Source organism: Natrialba swarupiae, from assembly GCF_008245225.1.
Classification (GTDB): Archaea; Halobacteriota; Halobacteria; order Halobacteriales; family Natrialbaceae; genus Natrarchaeobius; species Natrarchaeobius swarupiae.
Genome location: NZ_VTAW01000058.1, coordinates 1 through 5,704 on the forward strand (window position 1 = coordinate 1; position 5,704 = coordinate 5,704).

General features: G+C 57.7%; 1 tRNA gene and 3 rRNA genes. All 4 read right to left on the reverse strand.

Features of this window, described 5'->3' with window-relative positions:
* Nucleotides 1-122: 122 nt before the first annotated feature.
* Nucleotides 123-244, reverse strand: a 5S ribosomal RNA gene (gene rrf / locus FYC77_RS19785).
* A gap of 116 nt (nt 245-360) precedes the next feature.
* A 23S ribosomal RNA gene (locus FYC77_RS19790) occupies nt 361-3,280 on the reverse strand.
* A 225-nt stretch (nt 3,281-3,505) separates the two neighbouring features.
* Nucleotides 3,506-3,577, reverse strand: a tRNA-Ala gene (locus FYC77_RS19795).
* A 142-nt stretch (nt 3,578-3,719) separates the two neighbouring features.
* Nucleotides 3,720-5,192, reverse strand: a 16S ribosomal RNA gene (locus FYC77_RS19800).
* The 16S, 23S and 5S rRNA genes sit together here with 1 tRNA gene alongside, the layout of an rRNA operon.
* Nucleotides 5,193-5,704 lie beyond the last annotated feature (512 nt).

Here is a 5,704-nt window from a genome sequence, read left to right on the forward strand (position 1 = left end):
ACGCCACGCCAACACCACAACCAGCCTCCACCCAACTCAAAAAAACTACCCCCACCCCGCAATGATACCCACCCCACCACCGACAGCTACTGCTGTCGCTGATAGGGTGAATGAAAGTATGAAAGGGGCGGCGAATCCACGTTCCCAGAGGGTCTCCCACTCCAGTAGTTGCGAATACGCAGACGGGCTTATCTTCCGTGTTCGGGATGGGTACGGGAGGAACCCCGCCGCTCTGGCCGCCTAACGCCGATCAGTGGAATCGAACCACCGTCATGCCAATATCGGTAGTATAACCGTGTGTATGTGTAGTCCAGTTCGCGCCTGGATCCGTTCTCCGGATCCCGATCCAATGCGAATATGATTGTGTGGCTTGGCCTGTTAGTGCTCGCGGGCTCAACGTCTCGTTGCCTCGACGCGTACACCCCGAGTCTATCGAACTCGTCTTCTACGAGTAGCCTCAGTGGTTCCTCGTTTTCAGGTGGGTTTCGAGCTTAGATGCGTTCAGCTCTTACCCCGTGGTGCGTGGCTGCCCGGCACGTGCTCTCTCGAACAACCGGTACACCAGTGGCACCCATTCGTAGTTCCTCTCGTACTATACGAACGTTCCCGTCAGGAACCATAACACCCCCAATAGATAGCAGCCGACCTGTCTCACGACGGTCTAAACCCAGCTCACGACCTCCTTTAATAGGCGAACAACCTCACCCTTGCCCGCTTCTGCACGGGCAGGATGGAGGGAACCGACATCGAGGTAGCAAGCCACCCGGTCGATATGTGCTCTTGCGGGTGACGACTCTGTTATCCCTAAGGTAGCTTTTCTGTCAGCAATTGGCCGCATCAAGCAGCCTAATTGGTTCGCTAGACCACGCTTTCGCGTCAGCGTCCGTCGTTGTGCCGGACACTGTCAGGCTTCCGTATGCTCTTGCGCTCTTTCCCGAGTCTCCGACTCGGGTGAGGAAACCTTGGGGCGCGCTCGATATCTTTTCAAGCGCGTACCGCCCCAGTCAAACTGCCCGGCTACCAGTGTCCTCCGCCAGGAGTGAGAGTCGCAGTCACCATCGGGTAGTATTTCAATGCTGGCTGGGTGGCCCGCTAGCGCGGGTACCTCTGTAATGCCTCCTACCTATGCTGCACAATGGCGACCACGTCTCAGTGACAGCCTGCAGTAAAGCTCTATAGGGTCTTCGCTTCCCCTTGGGGGTCTCCAGACTCCGCACTGGAATGTACAGTTCACCGGGCCCAACGTTGGGACAGTGGCGCTCTCGTTCATCCATTCATGCAAGCCGCTACTGAAGCGGCAAGGTACTACGCTACCTTAAGAGGGTCATAGTTACCCCCGCCGTTAACAGGTCCTTCGTCCCCTTGTACGGGGTGTTCAGATACCTGCACTGGGCAGGATTCAGTGACCGTACGAGTCCTTGCGGATTTGCGGTCACCTATGTTGTTACTAGACAGTCGGAGCGCCCGAGTCACTGCGACCTGCCTCTTCGCGAGGCAGGCATCCCTTATTGCGAACGTACGGGACTAACTTGCCGAATTCCCTAACGTCGGTTGTTCCCGACAGACCTTGGCTTTCGCCGCCACGAGTACCTGTGTCGGATCTCGGTACGGACAGTGTGCTCGCCGTTTCACGGGCTCTGGGTTGACCTGACTTGCGCTATCCCACCATTCGAACGCTTCCTGCCATTACGGCTTCCACGATCTTCGATGGTTCGACTGGGCGAAAGCCCAGCTCAGGCGGCCCCAAAGCGTTGGCTTTGAGTGCACACTGGCATAGGAATATTAACCTATTTCCCTGTTGTCTGCTTCGACTTACGGGCAGACTTAGGACCGGCTAACCCTCGGCTGATCAGCATTGCCGAGGAACCCTGACTCGTTCGGCCGTCGGGGTTCTCACCCGACTAACGCTGCTACTATGACCAGAATTTTCGTTACTGAACGGTCCACACGAAATCTCTTCCGTGCTTCCGCCCGAACAGAACGCCAACCTACGGAATCACTCCGTCAAGAGTGCCGCTAGGTCTCGGTGGTGGACTTGAGCCCCGATCATTTTCAGCGCCCCGAACCTCGGCCGGTAAGCTGTTACGCTTTTCTTAGAGGGTAGCTGCTTCTAAGCTCACCTCCCGGCTGTCTAGGGCTCGGGACCACTTTCGATCGCACTTAGTCCACACTTGGGGACCTTAACCCAGCTCTGGGTTGTCTCCCTCACGGTACACAGGCTTACCCCGCGCACCGGACTCCCTGCGTCAAACGGCGTTCGTAGGTTCGGAGTTGGACAGGGGGGCACACTCCTCTCGGAGTGCGATCCCCCAATCCGTCGCTCTACCCCACGAACTACCTCGGCAGAGGTCATGCTTCGACATGTTTCGGTTGGAACCAGCTGTTTCCGGATTCGATGGGCCTTTCACCCCTAGACATAGGTCACGCGAGGGTATTGTAGGACACCAACGCTAACGGGCCTCCACGTGGCTTTCGCCACGCTTCACCCTGCCCATGCCTAGATCATCCGGTTTCGGGTCGTGCCCGATTGACTCCCCGCGCTTGAACACGGCGGCCCTCGTCGTAAGACTGCGGCCATGTCGGTTTCCCTACGCCTTCCCCGATACTCGGGTTAGACTCGTCAATCAGGCACACTCTCTGGTTCGTTTTTCAAAACGTACGACGGAACACCGGCTTCCCGATCTTCCTACTGGAGACTCGCGTCTCGGTCGTTGTGATCGGGACCTTTCGTGCCCCGTCGCTCTATCGCCAACTGATTTCACGCCCTATTGCACCTCCCTTCGTGGGGTGCTTTTCAGCGTTCGCTCACGCTACTTGTTCGCTATCGGTCTTGAGGAGTGTTTAGTCTTCGCGGTCGATGCCCGCGACATTCTCGAGGGATATCCAACCCCCGATACTCTGGAGCTGACTCGTTCCGTACTATTCGACACTACGGGACTGTCACCCTGTGTCGTGCTCTGTTCCAAGAGACTTCCTGTCGAGGTTCGAGAAGTGATCGTCAGTCCGAACACCACATTGCCCGTGAAGGCTTCGGTTTGGACTGCATCGCGTTCATTCGCCATTACTAACGACATCGCGTTTGCTTTCTTTTCCTGCCGATACTAAGATGTTTCAATTCTCGGCGTTCCCCATTGCGCGAAGCAATTGCGGTGGGGATTCCCATTCGGAAATCCTGAGTTCTTTCCCTCCGTGCGGGTCCCTCAGGCTTATCGCAGCTTGGCACGTCCTTCTTCAGCTCTCAAGCCGAGCGATCCACCAGCTGGCACAGTAGCCACGTTCGTCGGATCGGAAACGCGTTGTATACACAACGGTTGTGACCCGGGAACGGATCCAGTGGACGCCTGGACTACACGTACACACGGTCTCATCTGCACGCCGGTAGACAGCCGGCCTGCATTAACCCTTCCCACCCACGTTTACACGGGGTGGTGCATCGGTTCGTTCGGATTGAATCGAAGTGCCGTCTCCCACTTAAGGGACACGGTCTTCGATTCAATCCGAGTCATGGACCCACTGGGATTCGAACCCAGGGCATCCTCCTTGCAAAGGAGGCACTCTCCCACTGAGCTATGGGCCCACCCTCTCGTCGCCTGACGAGAGAGCATATTGTGAGCCTCGGTAGTTCAAAGGTGCCCGATCGGCCAGACGGCGCGATCGAACGTGGAAAGCGTGGTGAAACCACGACAAGTGGGCTGGGGCGACGCCCCAGTCCCGGTCTGTGGAGGTGATCCAGCCGCAGATTCCCCTACGGCTACCTTGTTACGACTTAAGCCCCCTTGCGAAGCCCAGATTCGACCCTGAAACAGGGCCTCATCCGGACCTCACTCGGGTGCTTTGACGGGCGGTGTGTGCAAGGAGCAGGGACGTATTCACCGCGCCCTTCTGAGGCGCGATTACTACCGAATCCAGCTTCATGAGGGCGAGTTTCAGCCCTCAATCCGAACTACGACCAAGTTTCGGAGATTAGCGTCGCCTTTCGGCGTTGCATCCCACTGTCTTGGCCATTGTAGCCCGCGTGTCGCCCAGCACATTCGGGGCATACTGACCTACCGTTGCCCGTTCCTTCCTCCAGTTTGGCACTGGCAGTCCACCTAATGTACCCAACCACCTCAAGGGTGTTGCTGGCAATTAGGCGTGCGGGTCTCGCTCGTTGCCTGACTTAACAGGACGCCTCACGGTACGAGCTGACGGCGGCCATGCACCTCCTCTCAATGGCTCAGGTAAGCTCATCACACTGACCGTCACTGCACATTGTCGATGCTGGTGAGATGTCCGGCGTTGAGTCCAATTAAACCGCAGGCTCCTCCGGTTGTAGTGCTCCCCCGCCAATTCCTTTAAGTTTCATCCTTGCGGACGTACTTCCCAGGCGGTCTGCTTCACGGCTTCCCTACGGCACAACACAGGCTCGTAGCCTGTGTCACACCTAGCAGACATCGTTTACAGCTCGGACTACCCGGGTATCTAATCCGGTTCGTGACCCGAGCTTTCGTCCCTCACCGTCGGATCCGTCTTCCTGAGGCGCTTTCGCCACCGGTGGTCCGTCCAGGATTACGGGATTTCACTCCTACCCCGGACGTACCCCTCAGGTCTTCCGGTCCCAAGCCAGACAGTTTCCACCGGACGCCCGCGCGTTAAGCGCGCGGATTTCCCGATGGACTTGACTGGCCAGCTACGGACGCTTTAGGCCCAATAAGAGCGGTCATCACTTGTGCTGCCGGTATTACCGCGGCGGCTGGCACCGGTCTTGCCCAGCACTTATTCGCCGACCTCCTTACGGTCGGAAAAAGCGAGGACGATATGCCCTCGCACGTGGAGTCCCCTTATCGCACTGGCGTGCAGTGTAAAGGTTTCGCGCCTGCTGCGCCCCGTAGGGCCCGGTATCTTGTCTCAGATACCGTCTCCGGGCTCTTGCTCTCACAACCCGTACCGATTACTGGCACGGTGGGCCGTTACCCCACCGTCTACCTAATCGGCCGCAGCCACATCCTCTGGCGCCGGGGCATTTCACGTTCTCTCCACTTCCAGGATGAGAACGCTATCACGGATTAGCCTCAGTTTCCCGAGGTTATCCGCGTCCAGAGGGTAGTTTGGCCACGTGTCACTGAGCTATCTGCTACGAGTCTGAACTCGTACAACTAGCATGGCTAAATCGGACTCCACGAGCAATGACCTCCGGCAGGATCAACCGGAATGCTCGTTCTCCCGAGTCACACTCGGGAGGTTAATTTGGCGGTGAATGTTATCGTACACACTCACACATGGTCCACGTTCGGTGTCGCTGATCGCCGACCGATACAGGCGTCACCGAACTACCAAGGCTCACATCAGATCCCATCTTAACGGCGGACCGCAGGGGTAGGATCCTCATCTCCTTCGGACCATATCGTAAGTCACGAAGGGTACATAACCCCTTCGGACTTCGTCGGTCCTCGACTCGTCGTCCCCGACGAGCCGTCGATTGCATTTACATCCGAATCGCCTTATACACTTAAGGGCGTCGGATCGGCCCCAGCCGGAAATCCGTATCCGGCGGAGCATTCTGCGTATCCTGATGGAGACACCCTATGTATATAAGGGCGTCGTCCTGGAGACGCCGACTCCGACGCCCGCGGACGACGACGGCGGCGAGCCGCCGTCACCGTCCGAGGCGTAGTGGATGCGTATGCTCTCCGTGCCGGAATACGGCCGGAGAACGCGGCGACCG